This is a genomic window from Terasakiella sp. SH-1 (assembly GCF_004564135.1).
Taxonomy (GTDB): domain Bacteria; phylum Pseudomonadota; class Alphaproteobacteria; order Rhodospirillales; family Terasakiellaceae; genus Terasakiella.
The window spans coordinates 1,478,303-1,498,372 of record NZ_CP038255.1; the positions used below are offsets into that span (position 1 = coordinate 1,478,303).

The following is a 20,070-nucleotide window of genomic DNA, read 5'->3' on the forward strand; positions in this document are numbered from 1 at the left end:
GTTGTGAGAGTCTTAGTCCTCGGTGCAGGTGTTGTGGGTACAGCGACCGCTTATTATTTAAATAAAGCGGGCCATGATGTTGTTGTACTTGATCGACAGGAAGCTGCCGGCATGGAAACCAGCTATGCCAATGGCGGGCAGATTGCGGCTGCTCATGCAGACCCGTGGGCCAGTCCTGCCACACCGTTTAAGGCGCTGAAATGGCTGGGGAGAAAAGATGCTCCCTTGCTTTTCCATCTCTTTCGCTTTGATCCAGCCTTGTGGAGCTGGTGTTTGCGTTTTTTAGGCAATTGTACAGCACAAAAAACAGACGTTAACATTGAACGCACCCTGCGTATTGCCTTACATAGTCGTAAATGTTTCAAAGACTTACGTAAAGAAGTTCAACTGGATTACGATAATCGTGAAGAAGGTATTATTCACTTTTATCGTAGTGAAAAAGAGTTTGATCTTGCTGTTCATGCTGCTGAAACCATGCGTAAATATGGCTTGGATCGCGAAGTTTTAAGCCCGACGCAATGTGTTCAAACAGAAGCAGCCCTGACATCGGTCAAAGATGAACTGGTTGGTGGCATTTATTCACAGGATGATGAAAGTGGTGACGCCCATCGTTTCACCCAACAGCTTGCCCAAATTGCACAAGGCAATGGGGTTGAGTTCAGGTATGATCATTCTGCGAAAAATCTACTTGTAGAAAAAGCTAAGGTCACAGGTGTGGCGACAAACCAGGGGGATATACGAGCCGATGCCGTTGTGGTTTGTCTGGGTAGTTTCAGCCGTCAGCTAATGGCAAAACATGGTATTCAGTTACCAATCTATCCGGCCAAGGGGTATTCCATCACCCTGTCCCTTCATACACCGCAAAAAGCCCCGACCGTAAGCTTGACTGACGATGAACATAAACTGGTTTTCAGTCGCCTTGGTGATCGCCTGCGCGTCGCAGGTACGGCAGAGCTTGGTGGTTATAGTACCGAGATGAATGAGGCTCGGGCACGATTGATCCTGAATAAGACCATGGATCTTTTTCCAGATTGTGCAAATCCAGATGATGTTGAATTTTGGACAGGTTTGCGACCAAAGACACCAGATAGTGTGCCAATTATGGGGGCATGTGCACTCGATTCTTTATATTTAAACACTGGACATGGGACATTGGGCTGGACCATGTCTTGTGGCTCTGCACAAATAATGGCAGATGTAATCAGCCAGAAAACGCCGGAAATTAGTCTTTCCGGGCTGGGTTTGGATCGCTTCTGAGTTGTGGCATCGCAGCATTGTCTTGCTAATTCATTTCCTTACGATAACAATTGCGCGTCAAAATAAAGATGCATTTACCAAGGAGGCTTGAATGTCGGCCAAGATTCTTACCATCGCCCAGCAAAAAGGTGGGGCGGGTAAAACGACTGTTGTGGCGCAACTGGCGGCTGCTTATGCGGCACAAAAGAAAAATGTCGCTCTTGTCGATATTGACCCTCAAGCAAGCTTGACCTCGTGGTTTGCAGAAAGAAAACGCACCTTGGCAGAAGATAACCGGATTGTGTTATCCAGTGTTGGTGGTTGGCGTTTGAAAAATGAGCTGGACCGCTTGAAACAAGATTTTGATGTGATTCTGGTTGATGCCCCCCCCCATGCACAGACCGAAGCCAATATCGCCATTCGTTATGCAGACCTTCTGGTGATCCCGGTTCAGCCTAGTCCTATGGATGTTTGGGCGACTGATCCGACCTTTAAACAGGCTAAAAAAGAAAAAACCGATGCGATTGTTTTGCTGAACCGGATCCCACCACGTGGGAAGCTTCTGGATAAAATCCGGGGAATGCTGGAAGAAGACGAACGACCCATGTTGACATCAACATTGGGCAACCGTGTAGCTTTTGCCGCCAGTATGATTGATGGGCTGGGTGTTGTGGAAACAGAAAAACGCAGTGCGGCGGCAACTGAGATTAAAGCTTTGGCAAAAGAAATCTGGGGTAAGTGCTGATTATGGCTAAATCGAACTCAGACCATACAGAATTCAATCAGGATGATGTGGAGGTTCTGTCCAAAGAGACGCCATTTAAAAATTACTTTCAAGTCGACAAATATGTCATGCGCCATAAGGTTCACGAAGGTGGCTGGTCTGAGCCCTTGATGCGTGAAATCTTTGAGCGTGGGCATGCTGTTGCCATTCTCCCTTATGATCCGGTTGAAGATGTTTTAATCCTGATTGAACAGTTTCGCCCCGGCGCGTTTGCCGCAGGCTATAATCCATGGCTTCTGGAAATTCCAGCAGGGATTATTGATGAAGGCCAGACACCGGAAGATGTTGCACGGCGAGAAACCCATGAAGAAACAGGTTGTACAGCAAAACGTGTGGAGTTCATCATGGATTATCTGGTGACACCGGGGGGATCAACAGAAAGTATGCACCTGTTCTGCGTTGAAATTTCCATAGATGAGGCTGTGGAGTTTGCCGGGCTTGAACATGAGGGTGAAGACATTCGTGTTCTTAAAGTGCCGCTCAAAGAGGCTTTAGCCAAGCTATCTTGTGGGCAAGTACATAATTCCATGAGTATTATTGCCCTACAATGGCTGCAACTTAACCATCATAATATACGCAAAAAATGGTGTAAATAAAATAAAATCACGCATATATTAGATTAAATATTGAATTATTCTACATTACGAACTATTTTCACTTCAAATGAGTTTCATATTGAAGAGAAAACCTATGGATATTCGTAACGGATTTGTCGGTACTGTTGGCAACACCCCCCTTATTCGCCTCAAGCAGGCTTCAGAAGAAACCGGATGTGAAATTTTGGCAAAAGCCGAGTTTCTCAATCCCGGAGGGTCCATTAAAGACCGCGCTGCCCTTGCTATTATTAAAGACGCCGAAGCCAAAGGTCTTCTTAAACCCGGCGGCGTGATCGTTGAAGGCACGGCGGGCAACACCGGAATCGGCATTGCCTTGGTTGGTCGTGCGCTTGGCTATCGCAGTGTGATTGTCATGCCGGAAACGCAAAGTCAGGAAAAGAAAGATATGCTGCGCTTGTGCGGGGCGGACCTTCGCCTTGTGCCAGCTGTTCCTTACAAAGACCCAAATAACTACGTGCATTATTCACGTCGTCTTGCTGAAGAGTTGGCTGAAACAGAAGAGAACGGTGCTATTTGGGCCAATCAGTTTGATAATGTGGCAAACCGTCAGGGCCATATTGATACGACAGCGCAGGAAATCTGGGATCAAACCGATGGGAAAGTCGATGGCTTTGTCTGTGCTGTGGGAACCGGCGGAACATTGGCCGGTGTATCTATGGGATTGAAGGCCCATAACAAAGATATTCAGATCGGGATTGCTGACCCTATGGGGGCAGCGCTCTATAACTACTATAAAAATGGTGAGCTAAAGGCCGAAGGATCATCTATTACCGAAGGGATCGGTCAAGGTCGTGTTACTGCCAACCTGGAAGGTGCGGTGATTGACCATGCTTATCAGATCCACGACGAAGAAGCTGTTCTTATTGCTTTTGACCTGTTGAAACAAGAAGGTCTATGTGTTGGTGGATCTTCCGGTGTGAATGTGGCTGGTGCTATCCGTTTGGCAAAAGACCTGGGCAAAGGCAAGACGATCGTCACTGTTTTGTGTGACAGTGGGACACGTTATCAAAGTAAGCTCTATAACCCGGAATTTTTGAAAAAGAATAATTTGCCCGTACCAGACTGGATGTAAGGTCAAGGGGGGAGCGAAAGTTCCCCCTTTTTCTTTGTAGGAATATAATTTTCCCTTGCGTTTGGTTGTGTGAATGTGCCCAATAGACACTACCGCCATAAAGCAAATAAGGGGATGATATGAATTTCAAAAACCCGCAAGGTCTTGTCAGTACACAATGGTTGGCCGATCATATGGATGCACCGGATGTGCATGTTGTTGATGCGAGCTATTTCTTACCGATTGAAGGTAAAAGCGCAAAAGATGCCTATATGGAAGCCCGTATTCCCGGTGCACAGTTTTTTGACGTGGATGAAATTGCGGATAATAAAAATCCCCTGCCCCACATGCTGCCGAGCCCCGAAAAATTTTCCTCACGTGTGCGTAAACTCGGCCTTGGTGATGGCATTCGTATTGTTGTCTATGATTCCCGTTTTGGCGGCTGTGCCGCAGCCCGTGTCTGGTGGACATTCCGTGTGTTTGGTCATGAAGATATTGCTGTCTTGGATGGCGGCCTAACAAAATGGATTGAAGAAGGCCGCCCTGTGGAAGAAGGCCCGGTAGAACCTGTTCAGGAACGCCATTTTACAGCGCGTAAAAACAATTTTATTGTGCGCGACAAGGTGCAGATGTTGAAAAATATTGAACGCAAACGTGAACAGGTTGTCGATGCCCGCTCTGTCGAACGTTATCGCGGCGAAGGCACGGAACCTTGGGATGTACATAAGGTTGGTAAGATCCCCAATTCTCACAACGTCCCTTGGGATCGTTTGATTGACTCGCAAAAAGGCGGTGTGTTTAAAACAGCTGAAGAAATCACAGCTATTTTTGATGAAGCTGGTATTGATCCGCGCAAACCGATGGTGGCAAGTTGTGGGTCTGGCGTGACAGCCTCTGTCCTAACCTTTGCTGCCTATTTGCTGGGAAATAAAGATGCTGCCGTTTATGACGGGTCCTGGGCCGAATGGGGTTCTGCTGACGACACACCGGTTGAATAATTAATTTACTGAAACGGATACAAAAGCCCCTGAAACGGGGCTTTTTCTATTGAAGATAACAGGCGAAACAATGAAAAAACAAACACACCTTTTACATGCCGGGCGTAATGCAAAAGAAAACTTCGGGATTGTTAACCCCCCTGTTTATCATGCCTCGACCGTTACCTTCCCCACCGTTGAGGCCATGAACAAGGCAGGTGAGAACCCAACAGAAGGGATCTATTATGGCCGCATGGCAACGCCAACTTCTCATGCGTTTGAAGAGGCAGTCGCCGCTCTTGAAGGGGCAGATAAAGCTATCGCCGTCCAATCTGGCTTGGCCGCAATTACCGGGGCAATTCTGGCTTTTGTAAAAAACGGGGATCATATTCTGGTGACAGATTCGGCTTACTTCCCAACCAAAAAGTTTTGCAATACGGTATTGAAAGGTTTTGGTGTTGAAACAACCTATTTTAATCCAACGATTGGAAGCAATATTGAAAAATTGATCCAGCCAAATACCAAGGTTATTTTTACAGAATCACCGGGGTCACTGACATTTGAAGTGCAAGATATCCCTGCCATTACAAAAGTTGCCAAAGACCATAAGATTATCACTATGATTGATAACACCTGGGCTGCGGGGTATTTCTTTAATGCCTTTGATCATGGGTGTGACATTTCCATTCAGGCGGCAACCAAATATATCGGGGGCCATTCCGATGTCATGTTGGGCACCATTGCCTTGGGTGATGATCTTTATAAAAAGGTCAAAACCTATGTGTATGGATTGGGCTATTGCGCCGCACCGGATGATTGTTATTTAGCACAACGCGGTATTCGTACCCTGCCCGCCCGTTTAAAAATTCATGAAGAAAATGGGATGAAACTGGCGTCCTGGCTAAAGGAACAACCAGAAGTCAAACGCGTTTTGCACCCGGCCTTTGAAGATTGTCCAGGCCATGACATTTTCAAGCGTGATTTTACCGGGGCGTGCGGGCTATTTTCTATCGTCTTGCAAGATCATTATAGTGAAAAGGCTGTAGCTTCCATGCTGGATGGAATGGAATTATTCCCCATGGGCTATAGCTGGGGGGGATATGAAAGCCTGATGATCCCATTTAACCCAAAGGGGGCCAGAAATGCCTCAAGCTGGGAAGATCAAGGTCCTTGCCTGCGCCTTCATGCCGGGCAGGAAAATGTTGAGGATTTGATCAATGATTTGGACAAAGGCTTTGAACGGTTGAACAAAGGCTGATCACCGGATATATAAGCAATAAGCACAGACGCAATAATGAATGAAAGCACGGCAAAATGGGCGAAGTGACCAAATATAAGGACGATACAAAAGCACAAGCCATTGGCAAAACCATCTTCAAATTAGCTGTGGTTTCCCTGTTTGTTGGCCTTGCCATGTCCTGGTTTGATATCACCCCCCAATCCATTATTGAGAATTTTGGGGAAAGTGTTGCCAAAGCTTATGCTATGTTGACAGGGTGGTTGCGATGGATGGTGCCCTACATCCTGTTAGGGGCAACTATCGTTGTACCCATTTGGGCTATTCTGGCCATCCTTCGACTGGGTGGTCGTAAAAAAGATTAGGCGGCTAAAACGTCGTCAATTGTCTTTTTCAATTCAACGGCTTTAACCGGCTTCATCAGGCAGGCATCAAAAATAGGGCCGGACATGTTGATGACATCCTTTGCATTAATGCGATTGCCCCCACCTGAGACAAGAATCGTTTTTGTTTTGCCTGCCACATTTTCAAGATGGGGCAAAATGGAAAAACAATCGCCATCTGGCAAAAACATATCCGTGATAACCAGATCGTATTGAGTTTTTGTTATTTTCTCAATTGCATCCTTACAGCTAAATGCAGGTTCAATTTCATAGCCACCAACCTCCAAGAAAATGCAGGTTGCTTCTGAAATTGTTACGTCATCTTCAATAAGTAATATTTTTGCAGTCATCAGTTCATGTTTTATTTATCACGCTTGTGATCCTGAACATAAATTAGGATGCCACAGATTAAAAATGTTTTTATTGCTTAAGGAGAGTTACGGATAAAAAAAGAGAAAATTACATCAAACGGTTGAGTAGTTTTAAAGAAATGGTTGATGTGAGTTCTTCAATGGGGAATGGTTTCTCAAAAAATGGGACTTTCATTCTTAAAAATTCCAGACGGTCAGTCTCTTCACAAAGGCCGGATAAGACAATCGGCATGGTTTCTGGATGCTTATCTAAAATAAGTTGGACCAACTCATAGCCGTTGATACCAGGCATCATAATATCAGTAATACAGACATCTACTTGCTCAGGCCCTTCCAGTAATGTGATGGCCTCTTCTCCGCTGGTAGCATAATGAAATGTCCAGTCTCCACTCATTTGATGAAGAATACGTTTGGTACTGTTGATGACTTCAATCTCATCGTCGACAAAAAGAACTGTTGGCATTGTGACACCCCTACATTTCACAAAATCAATCTGATGAATAGTTTTTTTCTTTATGATTTTATATCATCACGTTCGTGCAGCCTATCACCAAATGGGAACATAGGATTTTTGTTCGTTAAGCTAGTTATTTGGTATTACAGGACTTTAAAGTCAAAAAACAGTTCAGGAACCCAATCCTGAACTGTTTCTGTTTGAGGTGCAGATTTCACATAATCTACAGTGTATTCTGGCGCGCCCAGAAGGATTCGAACCCTCGACCGTCCGCTTAGAAGGCGGATGCTCTATCCAGCTGAGCTATGGGCGCGCAATGTGAGAGATGGCTCACAAAATTAATAGACGATCCTGTCCATCGCGAAGTTATCTGCGTAGGTTTTAATTTGCAGCTTACGTTTTTTTGCTTCTTTAACTTCGTAGGATAGACCTTTCTTTTTTGCAAAGGCAATGGCTTGCTCTTTACTGTCAAACTTCATGTGCAATTGCTTGCGTGTATCACCACCACCGCTCCAGCCCATGAGTTCATCGGCACGTTCAGCTGCGATCGGCATAAATTCCAAAACCCAGATGTTTATGTTGGCGCGCCCGGATTGCATTGCATTTTTTGCAGGCTGATAAATACGAACGTCCATCTTAAACACCTCTATAAAATTATAACGGCTGTATGGGTGAATGCCTCAAACTTGCCGATTGGTCAAATGAATTTTGCAAAACACATTGAAAAAACTAACATAAAAGCCCGGTGAGCTTAAGTGTTGAATTTAAATAGAGGATTTCCCATCTGTTATTGAAGCAGTTTAAGGGACGTCTATGAAAGCCAAAAAAACACAGCAGAAAAAGATTTTAAAAGCTTTTGAGTTTTCAGAAGCTGCTTTGTTTTTTGATAAAACTTTAAAAATTATAGAAGCCAATGCCAAAGCCCATCAGCTCTTTGATTACCCAAAGGGTAAACTGGTGGGAAAAAGCCTGAAATTCCTTTTTCCCTCTGACCACCATGTCCTTGGCAAAACCTTTCGGACAAAGAATATTGCAACCAACAAGAAAATCCGAAAGCTGAATGACAGGCCCCTTACAGGCTTACAGCGTGATGGAACAGAACTGAAGCTTGGGATCAATATTTCCCTGTTTCATATTGCGAAAACAAAGAAAAAAAGCGGTCTGATCCTCTGTCGTGATATTACAGATAAGCTGAAATTAAAACAGCGCCGGGTAATGGCAGAAGAAATGCTTTATGAAGCCATTGAGACAATCCCGGATGGGTTTGTCATTTACGATCAAAATGATGAACTATTTATCTGTAATCAGGCTTACCTTGATATTTACCATACATCAGCCCCAGCCATTAAACAGGGAGTAACCTTTGAAGATGTGATTCGCTATGGACTGGAACGCGGACAATATCCACAGGCTGGATCAACAGAACCTGCAAAAGAAGCCTGGCTGCAAGAGCGATTGGAACGTCACAGAAACCCTTCTCAAGTGGTCATTCAGGAAACAGATGAAGGGCGATGGCTCAAAATTGATGAACGCAGAACCGAAAATGGCCTTATTGTTGGTGTTCGCACCGATGTGACGGATATTAAACGAGCAGAGCAGAATTTGCTGGCCCAACAAAGCCTGTTGGAAGACCAAGCCCGTGAATTACAAAAAATGGCGCAGGAACACTTGCTTGCCAAGGAAAAGGCAGAAGAGGCATCAAAGGCTAAAAGTGAATTTTCAGCCATTATCAGCCATGAACTACGCACGCCCCTGACCGGTATTATGGGGATCACTGATTTGCTTTTATCATCAGATTTAAGTGACGAACATCGAAATTATATTGAAGGGCTTAAATCCTCTTCCAATAACCTGCTTTTGTTATTGAATGATATTCTGGATTATTCAAAATTTGAAGCCGAACAGGTGATTCTTGAACCTATAGCCTTTGATTTCAACAGGTTGATTAATAACATTGTTCTCTCCCAGACCCCCGCGGCCAATGAAAAAATCATACGCCTTGTTCAGGACACCTCGAAAGCCAAAGAGCAAATCATCGTCAGGGCCGATAAGACACGTTTGCGCCAAATTCTTTTGAACTTTGTGACAAATGCGATCAAATTTACACAAAATGGTACTGTTATCGTTCGTCTGATCAAACAAAAAGAAACAGTGCAGAATCTGTGCTTGCGTATTGAGATTGCTGATACAGGCATTGGCATTCCCGATGAACACCGTGATAAGCTTTTTAAACCTTTTTGTCAGGGCGATAGCTCAACGACACGCAAATATGGCGGGACCGGTTTAGGACTAGCAATCTGCCAGAAACTGATTGAAGCGATGGGGGGAAGAATTGGTTTTGACAGTGTTGTTGATGAAGGGACGACCTTTTGGTTTGAAGTGGAATTTCCAAAAGCGGAAACCTGTGACATTCAAACCTTTGATGAGCCCCTCTCCTCTTTACAGCCTGCTGACCATCAATCACAGGACCATAAAACCAGATTACTTCTGGCAGAAGACAATAAAGTAAACAGTAAAGTCATCACCACTGTTCTCAAACGAATGGGGTATGACGTTGATTTGGCCGAAAATGGCCGTGAAGCCTATGAAATGGTTCAGGACAATCTCTATGACCTTGTTTTGATGGACATGCAGATGCCGGAAATGGATGGCTGTGAAGCGACAGAAAAGATTCGCGCACTTGGTTGTGAGAAAAAAGATACCCCTGTGATTGCATTAACCGCAGATGTAAAAGCTGAAAAGAATGAGCGTTACCAACAGGCAGGGATTAATGCCTTTATGTCAAAGCCTGTAGACTGGGTGCTGTTGGAAGAAACGATTAAATCTTTGAAATTTTAATATGAAAAAGCAAAAAGCTCTAAAAACCAAATGGTTTTCAGAGCTTTTGAACTGGTCGGGGAGACAGGATTTGAACCTGCGACCCCATGCACCCAAAGCACGTGCGCTACCAGGCTGCGCCACTCCCCGACGGCCCGGAACATATTGAGTAGTAGGCCCCTTTGCAAGAACTTTTTTCAAAAAATGTCAGTTTTGTAAAATTACCTGGTCGCCAACGCTGATACCAAAATCTTCTGCGCTGCCGGCAGCCAGTTCAAGAACCGCAGAAACTCGCCCCCCTGAATGGATTTGTCGTGTCGAGTTCGGTTCTGTTTTTTCTTCAATGCGACGAATACGTCCTTTATGATTGATAAAAAACATATCCAGAGATAAAGGCGTATTTTTCATCCACATCGTAATCGCACGTGGTTTTTGATAGATAAATAACATGCCTTGTTTTTTCGGCAGGGATTTACGATGCATCAGCCCTTTGGCTTTTTCTGCCGGTGTAATGGCGTATTCAACCAACAACTTCACAGGACCATCCTTGGTGATAATTGTGATATAGCCTTTCCCGGCACTATAGGCATTGCTCATCATGGCAAAACTGCATATCGAAATAATTAAAACATAACGAGATAGGGGCTTGATAAACAAGGAATGCTCTCCGAATCCAATGGTCATTTCAACCAATTAAACTATAAAAAAGGGATGAATACAAACTGCACAGTTGTGAATTTACGCCGTTTTACGCAAAAATACGTAGCAGTTTACTAATTTCCTTTGGAAAAAGTTTTAAATAAAGGTTAAAGAAGGCGCCGGAAATACAACAGGCAAACGATTTGCTGTTGCTATCCGTTAATGAATTGTTATCCTTTAGGTAATACCGGAAGGGCTGGCTCTGTTCAGGCTTTCCGCATTAAAAATAAACAATCAGGGGACATCCTGTGGCAAATTCTATAAGCCTTTGGGTCTTTCTATATGCGTTTTGGTTTCTGCTTTCCGGGCATACAGAGCCGTTGTTGCTCGTGTTCGGTGCAATTTCCTGCACGCTGGTCGTTTACATCGCACGTCGTATGGATGTAATCGACCATGAAGGTCACCCTTCTCATATTTCGATAAAAATCATTCCTTATTGGATCTGGCTTTGCTGGGAAATCGTTAAGGCAAACGTTGATGTTGCCAAAGTGATTCTATCACCAAAACTGCCGATCAGTCCGGTGATGTTTAAGGCCAAAGCGTCACAAAAACGTGAACTGGGTCAGGTTATTTATGCAAACTCGATTACATTGACGCCGGGGACTGTGACCGTTGGTCTGGAAGATGGTGTTCTTGAAATCCATGCCCTGACTAAAGAAGGTGCTGAGGGTGTTTTAACCGGCGATATGGATCGCCGTGTTTGTATGGTTAAAGGTGAGATGGAGGGGCGCCCATAATGTTTGTTGCTGCTGCTGCCGCTCTCATCGTGGCTATTTTACTTGGTCTGGTACGTGCCCTTGTTGGCCCGACGATTTATGATCGCATTCTTGCGGGCAATATGATCGGCACCCTGACTGTTATTTTGATTGCTGTTCATGGCTTTCTGGCTGGACGACCGGAATTTCTGGATATTGCCCTCGTATACGCTTTGATTAACTTCATCGGTACAATTGCGATTCTGAAATATTTTCGTTTCAAGGACTTGGGCCATGCTGGAACAGATCATGGCAAAGCCAAGGAGGATACGTAAATGGATATGATCCTCGATGGGTTAAGCTGGTTCTTTGTTTTGCTTGGAAGTGCCTTTGTCCTGATTGGGGCCATTGGTGTCATCCGCTTACCTGAAGTTTTCACCCGTTCCCATGCTGCCGGTATGGTTGATACGTTTGGCACGGGCATGATTATCCTTGGGCTGTGTTTCCAGACAAGCCCATTTGAAAGCATCGCCAGTGCATTGGTGTTGGTTAAACTTGTGATGATCGGGTTTTTCCTGTTCTTTACAAGCCCGGTTTCGAGCCACGCGCTTGTGCGCGCCGCCATGGCTGATGGGGCGAAACCTCTTCTTAAAGAAGGTGTCGAGCTGGAAGGCGCCCTGAAAGACGAAGGAGACAAGCCATCCTAGAGATTTTGGACATAGTCTTGTTGTTCTTCATGGCAGTGACCGCAATTGGTATCCTGCGTATGAAGAATCTGTTTGCGGTTGTCATGCTGGGCGGTATTTATTCGCTGCTTTCAGCCTTGATGTTCGTAAACCTTGACGCCGTGGATGTGGCCTTTACCGAAGCGGCTGTTGGTGCGGGGATTTCTACCGTACTGATGCTTGGCACGCTTGCGCTCACATCACGTGAAGAAAAACGCGAAAAGAAACCAGCTCATACAATCTGGTTGCCCCTTCTTGTTGTTGTGGCAACAGGTGTTGCCCTGATTTACGGCACATTGGATATGCCTGCTTATGGTGATCCCAATGCTCCTGTACATCAACATGTGGCACCACGTTATCTGACTGATTCTGAAACAGAAGTCGGAATGCCCAACATCGTGACATCCGTGCTGGCAAGTTATCGTGGTTTTGATACCTTGGGTGAAACCACGGTGGTTTTCACAGCTCTGGTCGGTGTGTTAATTTTGTTGGCAGGTCGTCGTCGCAAAGAAGACGAAAACCCGACATTGGAAGAACTTGAAGAACGGGAGGATGAGGTATGATGAGACGAAAACCTATTCTCCGGGTGACATCAAAAGTCTTTATGCCATTTATTCTGATCTTTGCCCTTTATGTGCAATTCCATGGGGACTTTGGTCCCGGTGGCGGCTTTCAGGCTGGTGTAATTTTTGGTTCAAGCTTTATTCTCTATGCACTGATTTTCGGTTTGCATGATGTGAAAAGAGTTATGCCTGCTGCTGCGCTTGAGGTGATTTCGGCACTTGGCGTTTTGCTTTATGCCGGTGTCGGTGTGGTCAGTTTGTTTGTAGGGGATAATTACCTGAACTATAACTCTCTTGCCGAAGATCCCTTGCATGGTCAGCATTACGGTATTTTGCTTGTGGAACTGGGCGTCGGTATGACCGTCTTTTCATCCATGACGCTGATCTTTTACATTTTTGTCGGACGGGGGCGTTAAGGTATGGAATATAATGAAATCCTGAACCCCGGTCTCTATAACTACTGGGTCGTAATCTTTTTGATGATGGTCGGTTTTTATATTGTTATTGCACGGGGCAATCTGGTTAAAAAATTGGTGGGTTTGAATATTTTCCAAACCTCGGTTTTTGTTCTCTATATTAGTATCGGTAAAGTAACTGGCGGAACGGCACCAATTTTTGGTGAAGGCATAAGCGTCTTTTCAAACCCCCTTCCCCACGTATTAATCCTGACAGCGATCGTGGTGGGGATTGCGACGACAGCATTGGGCTTGGCCCTTGTTATACGTATTCGTGAATCCTATGGCTCGATCGAAGAAGAAGAAATTCACGCTCAGGAGGAAGACTTTTAAATGACTGCCCATCTTCCTATTTTGCAAATCATCATTCCCTTGATGGCTGCACCGCTTTGCGTCGTGTTGCGCAATCGCGATATTGCCTGGGGAATTACATTGCTTGTCAGCTTGATCAGCTTTGCGATCTCTTTAATGATCCTGGATCAGGTTCTGACACAAGGCGTTTTGTCCTATTTTATGGGGGGCTGGCCTGCTCCTTGGGGGATTGAATTCAGAATTGATGTGGTCAATGCCTACATTCTTCTGATTGTTTCCGCCATTGGGGCTATTGTCTCCATTTATGGTCGCCACAGCATTACACGTGAAATTCCACGTGAACAAACGACACTGTTTTACACAGCCTTTTTGCTGTGCCTCACAGGTCTGCTGGGGATGACGGCGACAGGCGATGCCTTTAACCTTTTCGTTTTCCTGGAAGTTTCCTCCCTCTCCACTTATGCACTGATTTCCCTTGGCAAAGACCGTCGTGCTTTGACGGCTTCTTACCAATATCTGATCATGGGGACGTTGGGGGCGACATTTTATGTGATCGGTCTGGGTTTGCTCTACCAAATGACCGGGACACTCAATATTGTTGACCTGCATGACAAGCTTTCCAACATGGATGGCAGCATTCGCACGTTACAAGCAGCCTTGGCTTTCTTGACTGTTGGTTTGAGTTTGAAACTGGCCTTGTTCCCGCTGCATCTGTGGCTACCGAATGCTTACACTTATGCGCCGAGCACTATTACAGCCTTTTTGGCAGCAACCGCAACAAAGGTCGCAGTCTATGTCATGCTGCGGGTCTTCTTCACCATCTTCGGGGTGGATATTTTCGAAGAGACAGGCTTGGCACCGGTGATTATGGGACTAGCAATTGTTGGGATGTTCGTTGCTTCCACAGTTGCTGTTTTCCAGAATAACTTGAAACGGATGCTGGCTTATTCGTCTGTTGCACAAATCGGCTATATTATGCTTGGGATCAGCTTTTTGAATGTCACGGGTGTTTCTGCCGGTATCGTTCACTTGCTGAACCATGCGGTGATGAAATGTGCCTGTTTCCTCGCAATGGGTTGTATCATGTATCGCGTTGGCTCTGTGCGCATGGAAAATCTGCACGGCATCGCCAAGAAGATGCCTCTCACAATGGCGGCTTTTGTCATTGGGGGGCTGAGCTTGATTGGTGTGCCGCTGACTGTCGGCTTTATTTCCAAGTGGCAATTGATCTTGGCAGCGATGCAAGCCGACATGATGCCCATTGCCTTCTTGATTTTGCTTAGTTCCTTGATTGCAGTTGTTTATGTCTGGCGTTTCATTGAAGTCGCCTATTTCAAAGCACCTGCTGATGGCGATACCAGCGTTAAGGAAGCGCCGCTGTCCATGTTGATCCCATTGTGGGTCATGGCTTTGGCGTCTATTTATTTTGGGATTGATACCGATATGACACTGGGTGTTGCAGAACTTGCTGCTGAGATGCTGGTTGGAGGTGCACCATGACAATGGAACTTGCCATCATTCTCTCAATGGTGATACCCGCTATTGGAGCGGTTCTGATCGCGCTGACAGGGAAATCACCAAATCTGCGTGAGACAGTTACACTTGTGACGGCGGTAGCCCTCTTCCTGAATGTACTAACCCTTTTGGGGCCTGTTATGGACGGTGCCCGCCCGGAAGTTCGTCTACTTGATATGTTTCCGGGGCTTGCCATTGCCTTTAAGGTTGAACCTCTGGGTATGATGTTCTCGCTGATTGCCTCGGGCTTATGGATTTTGAATTCCATCTATTCCATCGGCTATATGCGCGGCAATAAAGAGAAACATCAGACACGGTTCTATATTTGCTTTGCCGTTGCCATTTCGGCCACATTGGGGCTGGCTTATTCAGCCAACCTGCTGACATTGTTTATCTTCTACGAAGTTTTGACATTCAGCACCTACCCGCTTGTTTCGCACAAAGGGAATGAGACAGCCCTGCAAGGTGCACGTACCTATCTGGGGATCTTGGTTACGACATCTGTTGCGTTCTTGTTCCTGGCGATTGCCTGGACCTATTTTGCAACAGGCACACTTGATTTCGTCAATGGCGGGATCTTGGGTGGCAAGGTAGAAGGCCCAATGATGGGCTTATTGCTGATGCTGTTTATCTACGGCATTGGTAAAGCCGCTGTTATGCCTGTTCACCGTTGGTTGCCCGCAGCCATGGTGGCACCGACCCCGGTTTCTGCCTTGCTGCATGCTGTGGCCGTTGTGAAATCCGGTGTATTCTCTGTCGTCAAAGTGATTGTTTATACCTTTGGTATTGATAACCTCGTGACTTCCGGGTCTACAGACTGGCTGGTTTATATCTCTGGCTTCACGATCATTGCCGCCTCTATGGTGGCCCTGCGCCAAGATAATATTAAGCGCCGATTGGCTTATTCAACCATCTCGCAACTGTCTTATGTGGTTTTGGCTGCGGCCATTCTGACGCCAATTTCAGCCATTGGTGCTGCGTTGCATATTGCTGCCCATGCCTTTGGTAAAATCACCCTCTTCTTTGCAGCGGGTTCTATTTATACCGCGGCACATAAGACAGAGGTCAGCCAGCTAAACGGGATTGGTTGGAAAATGCCGATTACCATGACCGCCTTTTCAATTGGGGCGCTGTCTATGATTGGCTTACCGCCGACGGCTGGCTTTATTTCAAAATGGTATATCGTTCAGGGGGCAATGAGTTCTGAGAACTTTGTGGCCTTGAGTGTCGTTGTCTTAAGTACGTTGCTGAACGCAGGCTACTTCCTGCCGATCATCTATCGTGCATTCTTTAAATCACCGGAAAGCAAGAAAGGCGAAGGTGAGAACCATGATGATCATGGTGAAGCCCCGCTGCCCATCGTTGTCGCCATTACATGTACGGCAACGCTGACAATTTTGATGTTCCTGTTCCCGGATGTTGCCCTTGAGTTGGCACAACAAATGATTGGGGGTGTTCAATGAGTGAACAACAAGACGTTCACTGGCTTTGCCGCCCTAAGACCATAAAAAACTTATGGATCATCGGCATTGCTATTCTGGTTATTACAGTTTTGCTGGAATTCACCATTCACCCGCACCCATATTTTGAAGTCGACGGTTGGTTTGGCTTCAATGCTTGGTTTGGCTTCTTGGCCTGTGCTGCAATGGTACTTTTTGCAAAACTGCTCGGTATTTTCTTGAAACGGAAGGACACCTATTATGATGATTAACAGTGCCCTTCCCCCCGGATTGATCATGATTTTCGGCGCTTTGTTCCTGCCTGCACTGGTTGGAAATGCGCGCAAAACCATGATGTTGCTGATCCCGGTCATCACCATGTATTTCATCTGGGCCGTGCCCGATGGCGTACAGTTGACCATTTCGTTCCTGGATTACACGCTGGAACCGCTGCAAGGCGATAAACTGTCTCGCCTGTTTGCAACCATCTTCACCTTGATGGCTTTTGTTGGGGGTATTTTTGCCCTGAATCAGAAAAGCCAGATCGAACTGATGTCGGCGTACGCTTACGCTGGTGGTGCTGTGGGTGTGGCAATGGCGGGTGATCTCATCACTGTCTTTGTCTTCTGGGAATTCATGGCGATTGCCTCAACTTTGGTGATCTGGTCGGCACGTACAACTGAATCCTATGGCGCTTCCATGCGTTATGTGATTGTTCACTTGTTCGGTGGTGTGATTTTGATGATCGGTATCATCGGTCAGATTTATCATTCTGGCTCCGTTGAATTTGGCGCGATGCAGGCTGATAGCTGGTGGACATGGATGATTTTGGTTGGTTTCCTGATTAACGCAGGTGCCCCGCCCTTTTCATCTTGGTTGCCCGATGCTTATCCAAGTGCGTCTTGGTCAGGCAGTGTTTTCCTGTCGGCCTTTACAACCAAGACCGCCGTTTATGTCTTGATTCGCACTTTCCCCGGTGAAAATGTCCTGATCTTTGTTGGCCTCTATATGGTTTTTTACGGCATTATCTATGCTCTGTTGGAAAACGATATGCGCCGCATTCTGGCCTATTCCATCATCAACCAGGTGGGTTTCATGGTGACAGGTATCGGTATCGGGACAGATCTTGCCCTTAACGGCGCGGCGGCTCACGCCTTTGCCCATATTATCTATAAAGCACTGTTGTTGATGTCTGCCGGTGCGGTGATTTACGAAATTAACAAGCGTAAATGTACAGACCTTGGGGGCTTGTATAAGGCCATGCCGTTGACCATGATTTGCGGTACTATTGGCGCTTTGGCGATCTCCGGCTTCCCGCTGACATCTGGTTTTACAACCAAGACTATGATTGCGTCTGCTGCGGCCAGTGAACATATCGCTTATGCGTGGTTCTTGCTGGAAGCGGCTTCTGCCGGGGTATTCCTGCACGCTGGGATTAAGTTCCCCTGGTTTGTGTTTTTCCAACGCGCCCCGGGGTATGTGGAAAAAGAATTCGGTGCCAAGCCGAAAGACCCGCCCTTTAACATGCGTTTGGCCATGTTGATTTTTGCAGGGTTCTGTATTGGTCTTGGGGTTTATCCGGACCCGCTTTATGCCATCCTGCCATATGAAGTCAATTATGTGCCTTACACAGGGACGCATGTGGTTCATATGTTGGAATTGCTGTTGTTCTCAGGTTTTGCCTTCTTCGTCTTGTTGAAGATGATGAAGCGGACCTTGACCATTACGCTGGATTTCGACTGGTTCTATCGCAAATTCTTCAATCTTCTTCACGAAGAATTTGTGATCCGTCACGGTGGAAAAGCTTTTGAAGCCTTTAAGAAAACATCCTTAAATCGCTTGGAAGTCTTCATTAAACATGTGACCCGCCATCATGGTCCACATGGTATTTTGGCACGCACTTGGCCGACAGGAAGTATGGTCTTGTGGGTGGCAATCCTGCTTGGGGTTTATCTCTTGGTGTATTACATCTAAGAGATAAATTGACCTAAAAAGAAAGGCTCCCGGTTATCTGGGAGCCTTTTTCTTTGCTGTTTTTGAAGCCAGCGGTGTGGCTTGTGCCACTTTTCTTAATCCCGGTGCCCAGGACTTTGCTTCAACAGCGCGACCATTATGAGTGCGCACCACTTTTGGCTTGAGCACTTTATCAACACCGGGCGCTGTTTTTGATTTCTTAAAGCTCAGCACCATTTCTTTAAACGGAATTTCTGTACGCTTGCCTTTTTTCAAGGCTTTTTGGAAAGCAGGCGTTCGTGTTGTAATGTGATTGAGCTTATCTGCTGAAAATGAACCAAAACGTCGCCAAATCCCTTCAAGAAATTCATCTACATAAGGCGGCATCGTTGTGTTCAGGTAAAAATTTGGCCTGCCCTGTTCAAAAGCACGAAACACATGAGGCTCAATCGGCCCTTGGTCATCGGCAAGAAAGACGCCAGGGGCTAGTTTTTTACCGTGGTAGGCTAAGGCAAAGTAACTTTGAGAAAGATATAGCAGCCGATGCATTTTCATGGGCTGAAGGTATTCGTTGTCATTTAATGCATGATCCATAAACCAGGCGGCAACGTCATACATTGTTTCAACGGCAGCGGCGCTCATTACATCCTCTTCATCAATCGCTTTTCATATCACTATACACAGGCAATCGTTTCCACCTGCTTAACGTAAATGGAAAATTCAGGAAAAGCTCTGTTGTGAGTTTACATTGCGATATTAAGGGAACCGCCTCTAACTTTTAATTCGCCGTTTACGGCGCGGGTACTTAGGTCATAAGTTGAAGTTGCGCGTTCCATATAAGCCTGAAAGGCAGGTTTACCTGTACCCGTACCATCACCAACATAGCCATCTTCCCCTACAGAGGAGCCTTGTTGAGAGTCTTCAAATAACATCGCAAAAGTGCGCGAGGTTCCATGAAGTTTAAGGGTATGGGGCTGTTCATGGCGTTGTTGCTGCTGGCCTTTACCATTGAAATCATCAAGATTTCGGTTTTCATCATCCCCTCTAACGCCAGACTGGGCGTAGAGTTCAGAAACAGCACCAAATTGGGAAGCGACTTGACGAACACTACTGCCCGCGCGGCTTGATGCCACCGGGGAGGTACTAGCTGCAATTGGCTTAGTAACACTCGACATAGTATTTGTCTTTCATCAGTTTCGAAACATATAAACAGGTGTGTAGCCTGTTTATAAAACACACGTACGTACTATCTAAACTACTTTAGCAAAAGGTAAAGATCAAGTCAGAAAACTAAGGTCTTCTACTTAAATAAATAAAATAATTCTAACCTGCTGAATTAATTAGGTTTTAAATCAGCGGGCAGTTCTGGGGGAAGATCAGCTGAAGGGGCTGTTTTGACATCAACCTGCCGCCTGTTATTCGAATCTTTGGCATTCACATTGTAACGACATTCAAACGTGATACGATTGGGGGTAGCCAGCGGGCATTCCCATTTGTCATTTTCCGTATAGACCAGCTGTAGGCTTGAGACCATGGCCTCAATACGTTTTTTGCGATCAACAGGGCCAGCAAAGTGCCCGCCTTCGGCCTGGTTTAAATAGCGCACATTGCCAAGATTACCAATTTGAACAAGATTTTGTGTTTCCGTGATACGTCGGACACATTCTTCATGGGCCAATTCATAGACTTGTTTCTGGCTATGTTGGTCCATATCAAAACAGATGGAAACTGTCAGTTCATCTTCTGGGATTTCTGTCAGGCGTTCACGTTGCCAATCTTCCACAAAC

25 protein-coding genes and 2 tRNA genes are annotated in these 20,070 nt (G+C 45.8%); 18 read left to right on the forward strand and 9 right to left on the reverse strand.

What is annotated here, in order from left to right:
- Nucleotides 1-3: 3 nt before the first annotated feature.
- The 7 genes from E4K71_RS06960 to E4K71_RS06990 all read left to right on the forward strand — a co-directional run bounded on the left by E4K71_RS06960 (nucleotide 4) and on the right by E4K71_RS06990 (nucleotide 6,267).
- Complete coding sequence (locus E4K71_RS06960; RefSeq protein ID WP_135078052.1) at nucleotides 4-1,257, forward strand: D-amino acid dehydrogenase; 1,254 nt, start codon at nucleotides 4-6, stop codon at nucleotides 1,255-1,257.
- 91 nt (nucleotides 1,258-1,348) lie between these two features.
- The gene (parA, locus tag E4K71_RS06965) at nucleotides 1,349-1,981 is read left to right on the forward strand and encodes a ParA family partition ATPase (protein WP_135078054.1); all 633 of its coding nucleotides are present in this window, start codon (nucleotides 1,349-1,351) and stop codon (nucleotides 1,979-1,981) included.
- A 2-nt stretch (nucleotides 1,982-1,983) separates the two neighbouring features.
- Nucleotides 1,984-2,616: an NUDIX domain-containing protein gene (locus tag E4K71_RS06970; protein WP_135078056.1), complete on the forward strand. Its 633-nt coding sequence runs from the start codon at nucleotides 1,984-1,986 to the stop codon at nucleotides 2,614-2,616.
- Between the two features lie 94 nt (nucleotides 2,617-2,710).
- The gene (locus E4K71_RS06975; protein ID WP_135078058.1) at nucleotides 2,711-3,709 is read left to right on the forward strand and encodes a cysteine synthase A; all 999 of its coding nucleotides are present in this window, start codon (nucleotides 2,711-2,713) and stop codon (nucleotides 3,707-3,709) included.
- 119 nt (nucleotides 3,710-3,828) lie between these two features.
- The gene (sseA, locus tag E4K71_RS06980) at nucleotides 3,829-4,686 is read left to right on the forward strand and encodes a 3-mercaptopyruvate sulfurtransferase (protein ID WP_135078060.1); all 858 of its coding nucleotides are present in this window, start codon (nucleotides 3,829-3,831) and stop codon (nucleotides 4,684-4,686) included.
- Between the two features lie 70 nt (nucleotides 4,687-4,756).
- A complete protein-coding gene (gene metC, locus E4K71_RS06985; protein ID WP_135078062.1) occupies nucleotides 4,757-5,923 on the forward strand; it encodes a cystathionine beta-lyase in 1,167 nt (388 codons plus the stop codon).
- Between the two features lie 56 nt (nucleotides 5,924-5,979).
- Complete coding sequence (locus tag E4K71_RS06990; protein ID WP_135078064.1) at nucleotides 5,980-6,267, forward strand: DUF6460 domain-containing protein; 288 nt, start codon at nucleotides 5,980-5,982, stop codon at nucleotides 6,265-6,267.
- On the opposite strand, the gene E4K71_RS06995 is transcribed toward E4K71_RS06990, so the two are convergent.
- From E4K71_RS06995 to E4K71_RS07010, 4 genes are all read right to left on the reverse strand, one after another.
- On the reverse strand, nucleotides 6,264-6,635 hold the full coding sequence (locus tag E4K71_RS06995; protein WP_135078066.1) for a response regulator: 372 nt from the start codon (nucleotides 6,633-6,635) through the stop codon (nucleotides 6,264-6,266). The two genes, E4K71_RS06990 and E4K71_RS06995, sit on opposite strands and share 4 nt — an antisense overlap.
- A gap of 109 nt (nucleotides 6,636-6,744) precedes the next feature.
- Nucleotides 6,745-7,119 carry a response regulator gene (locus E4K71_RS07000; protein ID WP_135078068.1) on the reverse strand — a complete coding sequence of 125 codons (375 nt, stop codon included), beginning with the start codon at nucleotides 7,117-7,119 and terminating at the stop codon, nucleotides 6,745-6,747.
- A gap of 227 nt (nucleotides 7,120-7,346) precedes the next feature.
- Nucleotides 7,347-7,423 (reverse strand) — tRNA-Arg (locus E4K71_RS07005).
- Nucleotides 7,424-7,448: 25 nt separating this feature from the next.
- Entirely contained in the window at nucleotides 7,449-7,745 is a 297-nt protein-coding gene (locus tag E4K71_RS07010) for an ETC complex I subunit (RefSeq protein WP_135078070.1), read from the reverse strand.
- Between the two features lie 178 nt (nucleotides 7,746-7,923).
- Between E4K71_RS07010 and E4K71_RS07015 the strand changes: the two genes are divergently transcribed.
- Nucleotides 7,924-9,948: an ATP-binding protein gene (locus E4K71_RS07015; protein ID WP_135078072.1), complete on the forward strand. Its 2,025-nt coding sequence runs from the start codon at nucleotides 7,924-7,926 to the stop codon at nucleotides 9,946-9,948.
- Between the two features lie 52 nt (nucleotides 9,949-10,000).
- On the opposite strand, the gene E4K71_RS07020 is transcribed toward E4K71_RS07015, so the two are convergent.
- Together E4K71_RS07020 and E4K71_RS07025 are read right to left on the reverse strand one after the other, a co-directional pair.
- Nucleotides 10,001-10,077, reverse strand: a tRNA-Pro gene (locus tag E4K71_RS07020).
- A 57-nt stretch (nucleotides 10,078-10,134) separates the two neighbouring features.
- Nucleotides 10,135-10,527: a DUF192 domain-containing protein gene (locus E4K71_RS07025; RefSeq protein ID WP_206201964.1), complete on the reverse strand. Its 393-nt coding sequence runs from the start codon at nucleotides 10,525-10,527 to the stop codon at nucleotides 10,135-10,137.
- A gap of 347 nt (nucleotides 10,528-10,874) precedes the next feature.
- Between E4K71_RS07025 and E4K71_RS07030 the strand changes: the two genes are divergently transcribed.
- Genes E4K71_RS07030 through E4K71_RS07075 form a run of 10 tightly spaced genes read left to right on the forward strand, consistent with a single transcriptional unit; the run spans nucleotide 10,875 to nucleotide 18,304 of the window.
- A complete protein-coding gene (locus E4K71_RS07030; RefSeq protein WP_135078074.1) occupies nucleotides 10,875-11,363 on the forward strand; it encodes a Na+/H+ antiporter subunit E in 489 nt (162 codons plus the stop codon).
- Entirely contained in the window at nucleotides 11,363-11,656 is a 294-nt protein-coding gene (locus E4K71_RS07035; protein WP_135078076.1) for a monovalent cation/H+ antiporter complex subunit F, read from the forward strand. Before E4K71_RS07030 ends, E4K71_RS07035 begins: the two co-directional genes overlap by 1 nt.
- Entirely contained in the window at nucleotides 11,657-12,028 is a 372-nt protein-coding gene (gene mnhG, locus E4K71_RS07040) for a monovalent cation/H(+) antiporter subunit G (protein ID WP_135078078.1), read from the forward strand.
- Nucleotides 12,029-12,057: 29 nt separating this feature from the next.
- Complete coding sequence (locus E4K71_RS07045; RefSeq protein ID WP_167730339.1) at nucleotides 12,058-12,609, forward strand: DUF4040 domain-containing protein; 552 nt, start codon at nucleotides 12,058-12,060, stop codon at nucleotides 12,607-12,609.
- A complete protein-coding gene (locus tag E4K71_RS07050) occupies nucleotides 12,606-13,025 on the forward strand; it encodes a Na(+)/H(+) antiporter subunit B (RefSeq protein ID WP_240796888.1) in 420 nt (139 codons plus the stop codon). Before E4K71_RS07045 ends, E4K71_RS07050 begins: the two co-directional genes overlap by 4 nt.
- Nucleotides 13,026-13,028: 3 nt before the next feature.
- Entirely contained in the window at nucleotides 13,029-13,397 is a 369-nt protein-coding gene (locus E4K71_RS07055) for a cation:proton antiporter subunit C (protein WP_135078080.1), read from the forward strand.
- The gene (locus E4K71_RS07060; RefSeq protein WP_135078083.1) at nucleotides 13,398-14,876 is read left to right on the forward strand and encodes a monovalent cation/H+ antiporter subunit D family protein; all 1,479 of its coding nucleotides are present in this window, start codon (nucleotides 13,398-13,400) and stop codon (nucleotides 14,874-14,876) included.
- A complete protein-coding gene (locus E4K71_RS07065) occupies nucleotides 14,873-16,354 on the forward strand; it encodes a monovalent cation/H+ antiporter subunit D family protein (RefSeq protein ID WP_135078085.1) in 1,482 nt (493 codons plus the stop codon). The genes E4K71_RS07060 and E4K71_RS07065 overlap by 4 nt, the downstream gene beginning before the upstream one ends.
- Complete coding sequence (locus tag E4K71_RS07070) at nucleotides 16,351-16,602, forward strand: hypothetical protein (protein ID WP_135078087.1); 252 nt, start codon at nucleotides 16,351-16,353, stop codon at nucleotides 16,600-16,602. The genes E4K71_RS07065 and E4K71_RS07070 overlap by 4 nt, the downstream gene beginning before the upstream one ends.
- Complete coding sequence (locus E4K71_RS07075) at nucleotides 16,592-18,304, forward strand: Na(+)/H(+) antiporter subunit D (protein ID WP_240796889.1); 1,713 nt, start codon at nucleotides 16,592-16,594, stop codon at nucleotides 18,302-18,304. Before E4K71_RS07070 ends, E4K71_RS07075 begins: the two co-directional genes overlap by 11 nt.
- A gap of 33 nt (nucleotides 18,305-18,337) precedes the next feature.
- Here the strand turns inward: E4K71_RS07075 and E4K71_RS07080 are convergent, their stop codons facing one another.
- From E4K71_RS07080 to E4K71_RS07090, 3 genes are all read right to left on the reverse strand, one after another.
- Nucleotides 18,338-18,925, reverse strand: a complete 588-nt coding sequence (locus E4K71_RS07080; RefSeq protein ID WP_135078088.1) for a hypothetical protein — start codon at nucleotides 18,923-18,925, stop codon at nucleotides 18,338-18,340.
- Nucleotides 18,926-19,026: 101 nt separating this feature from the next.
- Nucleotides 19,027-19,458 (reverse strand): hypothetical protein, encoded by a 432-nt coding sequence (locus E4K71_RS07085; protein WP_135078090.1) that lies wholly within the window; start codon nucleotides 19,456-19,458, stop codon nucleotides 19,027-19,029.
- A gap of 161 nt (nucleotides 19,459-19,619) precedes the next feature.
- Entirely contained in the window at nucleotides 19,620-20,066 is a 447-nt protein-coding gene (locus E4K71_RS07090; RefSeq protein WP_135078092.1) for a hypothetical protein, read from the reverse strand.
- Nucleotides 20,067-20,070 lie beyond the last annotated feature (4 nt).

What these genes read in the sequence shown, in the direction of transcription:
- E4K71_RS07070 (WP_135078087.1), top strand. Translation starts at nt 16,351, where the DNA reads ATGAGTGAACAACAAGACGTTCACTGGCTTTGCCGCCCTAAGACCATA.
- E4K71_RS07015 (WP_135078072.1), top strand. Translation starts at nt 7,924, where the DNA reads ATGAAAGCCAAAAAAACACAGCAGAAAAAGATTTTAAAAGCTTTTGAG.
- E4K71_RS07055 (WP_135078080.1), top strand. Translation starts at nt 13,029, where the DNA reads ATGGAATATAATGAAATCCTGAACCCCGGTCTCTATAACTACTGGGTC.
- E4K71_RS07010 (WP_135078070.1), bottom strand. Translation starts at nt 7,745, where the DNA reads ATGGACGTTCGTATTTATCAGCCTGCAAAAAATGCAATGCAATCCGGG.
- E4K71_RS07080 (WP_135078088.1), bottom strand. Translation starts at nt 18,925, where the DNA reads ATGAGCGCCGCTGCCGTTGAAACAATGTATGACGTTGCCGCCTGGTTT.
- E4K71_RS07025 (WP_206201964.1), bottom strand. Translation starts at nt 10,527, where the DNA reads ATGATGAGCAATGCCTATAGTGCCGGGAAAGGCTATATCACAATTATC.
- E4K71_RS06975 (WP_135078058.1), top strand. Translation starts at nt 2,711, where the DNA reads ATGGATATTCGTAACGGATTTGTCGGTACTGTTGGCAACACCCCCCTT.
- E4K71_RS07060 (WP_135078083.1), top strand. Translation starts at nt 13,398, where the DNA reads ATGACTGCCCATCTTCCTATTTTGCAAATCATCATTCCCTTGATGGCT.
- E4K71_RS07050 (WP_240796888.1), top strand. Translation starts at nt 12,606, where the DNA reads ATGATGAGACGAAAACCTATTCTCCGGGTGACATCAAAAGTCTTTATG.
- E4K71_RS07065 (WP_135078085.1), top strand. Translation starts at nt 14,873, where the DNA reads ATGACAATGGAACTTGCCATCATTCTCTCAATGGTGATACCCGCTATT.
- E4K71_RS07045 (WP_167730339.1), top strand. Translation starts at nt 12,058, where the DNA reads ATGGCAGTGACCGCAATTGGTATCCTGCGTATGAAGAATCTGTTTGCG.
- E4K71_RS07075 (WP_240796889.1), top strand. Translation starts at nt 16,592, where the DNA reads ATGATGATTAACAGTGCCCTTCCCCCCGGATTGATCATGATTTTCGGC.
- parA (WP_135078054.1), top strand. Translation starts at nt 1,349, where the DNA reads ATGTCGGCCAAGATTCTTACCATCGCCCAGCAAAAAGGTGGGGCGGGT.
- E4K71_RS06970 (WP_135078056.1), top strand. Translation starts at nt 1,984, where the DNA reads ATGGCTAAATCGAACTCAGACCATACAGAATTCAATCAGGATGATGTG.
- E4K71_RS07035 (WP_135078076.1), top strand. Translation starts at nt 11,363, where the DNA reads ATGTTTGTTGCTGCTGCTGCCGCTCTCATCGTGGCTATTTTACTTGGT.
- E4K71_RS07085 (WP_135078090.1), bottom strand. Translation starts at nt 19,458, where the DNA reads ATGTCGAGTGTTACTAAGCCAATTGCAGCTAGTACCTCCCCGGTGGCA.
- sseA (WP_135078060.1), top strand. Translation starts at nt 3,829, where the DNA reads ATGAATTTCAAAAACCCGCAAGGTCTTGTCAGTACACAATGGTTGGCC.
- mnhG (WP_135078078.1), top strand. Translation starts at nt 11,657, where the DNA reads ATGGATATGATCCTCGATGGGTTAAGCTGGTTCTTTGTTTTGCTTGGA.
- E4K71_RS06990 (WP_135078064.1), top strand. Translation starts at nt 5,980, where the DNA reads ATGGGCGAAGTGACCAAATATAAGGACGATACAAAAGCACAAGCCATT.
- metC (WP_135078062.1), top strand. Translation starts at nt 4,757, where the DNA reads ATGAAAAAACAAACACACCTTTTACATGCCGGGCGTAATGCAAAAGAA.
- E4K71_RS06995 (WP_135078066.1), bottom strand. Translation starts at nt 6,635, where the DNA reads ATGACTGCAAAAATATTACTTATTGAAGATGACGTAACAATTTCAGAA.
- E4K71_RS07000 (WP_135078068.1), bottom strand. Translation starts at nt 7,119, where the DNA reads ATGCCAACAGTTCTTTTTGTCGACGATGAGATTGAAGTCATCAACAGT.